Origin of the sequence: Neisseria sp. HMSC068C12 (assembly GCF_001814095.1) — a bacterium.
Lineage (GTDB): Bacteria > Pseudomonadota > Gammaproteobacteria > Burkholderiales > Neisseriaceae > Neisseria > Neisseria perflava.
In genome coordinates this window covers 1-210 of the sequence record NZ_KV814797.1, presented here as the reverse complement: position 1 = coordinate 210, position 210 = coordinate 1, and the positions used below count along the sequence as shown (strand labels likewise).

Annotated in this window: 1 protein-coding gene; it reads left to right on the top strand. The window is 50.5% G+C overall.

Annotation, left to right across the window (positions count from 1 at the left end; all coding sequences use genetic code 11):
- Window positions 1-210 (top strand): RHS domain-containing protein (locus HMPREF2952_RS01985; protein ID WP_210398391.1); only part of this gene is annotated, 210 nt, incomplete at both ends.

The window sequence follows — 210 nt, the reverse complement described above, 5'->3', positions numbered from 1 at the left end:
CTATTTCCACAACGACCAAATCGGCATACCGAGGGAAATGACCGACATCCATGGCAATCTCTTATGGTACGGCGAATACACTGCTTGGGGTCGTCTGAAAAAGGATGAACGCGTTTATCGGAACGCGCACCAGCCGTTCAGACTGCAAAACCAGTACTTCGATGAAGAGACGGGGCTGCATTACAACCTGATGCGGTATTACGAGCCTGA